Here is a 3443-nt window from a genome sequence, read left to right as displayed (position 1 = left end):
GGAAAGTAATTGATTATGGAAAGTAAGGTAATAAATCCTTTATTTTTCAGTAATTATTTATTGTTTTACTTTACATTATCATCCTATTGTTTTATTAGGCAGTATTGCCTAATAAATATAGGGGGACCCAAGATGATGAAACATGGTAAGCAACAAACGATTCAGGAAATTGCATTAGAAGTTGAAGTATATTTTACGAGCCTTTCTTACAAAAAACAAAGAATTAGATTTTATCAAAAAGGTTGGGCTTTAATTGAGAATTTTATGTTAGAAAATTCTATTCAATTCTATGAAGCACAGGTCGGGGTTGCATTTATAAATAAAATCCAGGGGAATAGGGACTTTTCTGAGCTTAATCGGAGTGAAAAAGATTTAATTCGTTGTGCAAATGTACTTACTGAATATCAGAATACTGGTAGTGTTAAATTTAGATCAATCTTAAAACAATATCCACTTAATGGAGAAATCGGAGACGCTATTAAAAGTTATTTAGCCTATAGAAAATCTGAAGGAGCTTCAGATGATACCGTAAATAATAATAAGTTATATCTTCACCGACTCTTAGAATTTCTTGAAAAGAACCGAGTGAATAACTTTTCCGAATTAAATAATCAACATATATTAGGATTCATTAATGGTTTGGGGTATTATTCCAAATCGACAATTCACTGTATGCTTTCATCTTTAAGAGGCTTCTTAAAGTATTTATTTGATAATAGAATATTAGATCAAAACCTAACTTATTTGGTTCCGAAAAGCAGTTACAAAAAAGAAGCCCGCCTCCCTACAACTTATACAAGAGATGAAGTTAATAACCTTTTAGCATCCGTTGATAAAGGTAATCCAAAAGGAAAAAGAGATTTCACAATGATTCTATTAGCAGCAAGGCTTGGGTTACGTGCATCGGATATTTGCGGGTTAAAATTTGAAAATATACACTGGGAAACTAATACAATTCGTTTAGTTCAAAAGAAAACGAAAGAACACATAGATCTTCCGATCCTTACTGAAATTGGAAATGCCATTATTGATTATTTAAAATATGGAAGACCAAACTCGGACCTTCCCTATTTATTTCTAAGGACTGGCCAACCTTATGACAAACTTGAGGAACCAACCCTTCATAGTATTGTCTCGTTTTATCTAAAGCAAGCTGGAATTAAAGATATTGAAAATAAGAAGCATGGTCCACATGCGTTACGTCATAGTTTGGCAGGAATTCTTCTAGAAAAGAAAACACCACTTCCTGTTATATCGGAAGTGCTAGGTCATACAAATACTGAAAGCACGAGAACTTACCTTAGGATTGATTTAGATACTCTTCGTCAGTGTGCTTTAGAAGTGTTGCCATTAAATTCACCTCTATTCAAAGGGGTGAACTAATATGGAATTCTATGGTGTTAACGCCGACCTAATTAAACAATACATTTCTTTTAAGAGAAGCATAGGATATGCATTTGATAATATTTATACTTTTAAAATGTTTGATAGATTTACTATAGAAAATGGTGTTCGTTCAGTTGGTGTTACAAGCGAATTAGCAGATAAATGGGCAAAAAAAAGACCAAATGAATCAGATGTTACGCAATATAAAAGAGTTAATACCATCATTAATTTTACTATTTATTTAAGCCAGCTTGGTTATGAAACTTATATTCCAAGACAGCTAAAATCCTATAAGAGTACTTTTACTCCTTATATTTTTTCAAAAGAGCAACTTAAGGTATTTTTTACAGCGTGTGATTCAATAGTTTTTTCTCGAAAATCACCAATGAGCTTTATACTTCCTGTCCTTTTTCGAATGATGTATGGATGTGGCTTACGAGTAAATGAAGCATTAAAACTTAGAGGTGAAGATGTAAATCTGAATGAAGGCTATATTATTATTAGAGAAACAAAAAACGGCAGTGATCGAATTCTTCCATTATCTGATTCATTAAAGAAAGTATGTATCCAATATAAAAAGGGGTATTTATCGAAACTTAAATCATATCACTACTTTTTTACACAAGAAAATGGACAAAAATATTCATCGGATACAGTATATAAATTGTTCCGTAAAGTATTATGGAAGGCTGGTATTTCTCATGGAGGAAAAGGATTAGGCCCACGGGTGCATGATTTTAGACATTCATTCAGTGTTCATTCACTGGCGGAAATGTCCCGAAAGGGACTGGATTTATACTATTCACTTCCAGTACTTTCAAAATATCTAGGTCATTCTTCTTTAGAAGCAACAGATAAGTATGTCCGATTAACTTCTGATATGTATCCTGAGATAATGACAGAAGTTAGTAGCCTTTGTTCATATTTATTTCCGGAGGTAACTCATCATGAAACCGACTGATTTTTCATTTTACCTCACAGGATTTCTTACGAAATATCTCCCTGGTGAAACGGGAGCGAGTAAAAATACAATTGACTCTTATAGAGATACCTTTATTTTATTTCTTCGATTTCTTAGAGACGTTAAAGAAATTCCAACAGATCAACTAACCTTAAACTTAATAACAAAAAATACAGTGGTTGAGTATTTGGATTGGACAGAAGAATACAGAAAATGTAGTATCTCGACAAGGAATGTTCGGTTAGCAGCTTTGCACTCTTTTTTTAAATACCTACAATATGAAAATCCGGATAATCTATTGGAATGGCAGAAAATACTTTCTATACCAGTAAAAAAAGCAGAGAAAAAGACCATAAACTATTTAACTCTCAATGGAATTAAACTCTTATTAAAAATGCCTAATGTAAATACTGTAGCTGGTCGTCGAGATTTAGCTTTAATATCACTCATGTATGATACGGGAGCTAGAGTTCAGGAAATTATTGACCTTACCCCATCGATGGTCCGTTTCGATAAACCGTTTACGATTAAACTAATCGGCAAGGGAAATAAGGCAAGAATAGTACCTCTAATGGAACCAACAGTAAAAATTATAAAAAAGTATATGGAAGAACAAGGTCTTTTGAAAAATTCCTCAAATTTGTATCCTTTATTTTTCAATAATAGAAAAGAAAAACTGACCAGAGCAGGAGTAAATTATATTTTAACAAAGTATAAGAATTTAGCACGAAAGGAAGACCATACATTAATTCCAGAAGTACTTAGCTGCCATTGTCTTCGGCATTCAAAGGCAATGCATTTACTTCAGGCTGGAGTTAATCTTGTTTATATAAGGGATATGCTTGGACATACATCTGTTCAAGTTACTGAAATTTATGCAAAAACGGATTCAAGACAAAAAAGAGAAGCCATAGAAAAAGCATATGTAGATGTGTTACCTAATGAGGAACCAGAGTGGCAAAAAAACGAGGATTTATTAGGTTGGCTACAAAGCTTCAATAAATAAAAGAGTACAATGATAATGTAAAGTAAGTTTAGTGAAAATTGGAATTTAACAACTAAAGATCGATTTACTTTACATTATTTTTTACTATAC

At 32.3% G+C, this 3443-nt stretch carries 3 protein-coding genes; all 3 read left to right on the top strand.

Features of this window, described 5'->3' with window-relative positions:
• Window positions 1-132: 132 nt before the first annotated feature.
• Genes BMSHG_RS25470 through BMSHG_RS25460 form a run of 3 tightly spaced genes read left to right on the top strand, consistent with a single transcriptional unit; the run spans window position 133 to window position 3353 of the window.
• A complete protein-coding gene (locus tag BMSHG_RS25470; protein ID WP_019157276.1) occupies window positions 133-1383 on the top strand; it encodes a site-specific integrase in 1251 nt (416 codons plus the stop codon).
• Between the two features lies 1 nt (window position 1384).
• A complete protein-coding gene (locus BMSHG_RS25465; RefSeq protein ID WP_019157275.1) occupies window positions 1385-2347 on the top strand; it encodes a tyrosine-type recombinase/integrase in 963 nt (320 codons plus the stop codon).
• Window positions 2334-3353, top strand: a complete 1020-nt coding sequence (locus tag BMSHG_RS25460) for a site-specific integrase (RefSeq protein ID WP_019157274.1) — start codon at window positions 2334-2336, stop codon at window positions 3351-3353. The genes BMSHG_RS25465 and BMSHG_RS25460 overlap by 14 nt, the downstream gene beginning before the upstream one ends.
• Window positions 3354-3443: the final 90 nt, after the last annotated feature.

The sequence above is a fragment of the Robertmurraya massiliosenegalensis JC6 genome (genome assembly GCF_000311725.1).
GTDB lineage: Bacteria > Bacillota > Bacilli > Bacillales > Cytobacillaceae > Robertmurraya > Robertmurraya massiliosenegalensis.
This window is presented reverse-complemented; position numbering and strand designations above follow the sequence as displayed.

Excerpts from the sequence above, each read along its gene's own strand:
- BMSHG_RS25470 (WP_019157276.1), top strand. The coding sequence starts at position 133 with ATGATGAAACATGGTAAGCAACAAACGATTCAGGAAATTGCATTAGAA.
- BMSHG_RS25465 (WP_019157275.1), top strand. The coding sequence starts at position 1,385 with ATGGAATTCTATGGTGTTAACGCCGACCTAATTAAACAATACATTTCT.
- BMSHG_RS25460 (WP_019157274.1), top strand. The coding sequence starts at position 2,334 with ATGAAACCGACTGATTTTTCATTTTACCTCACAGGATTTCTTACGAAA.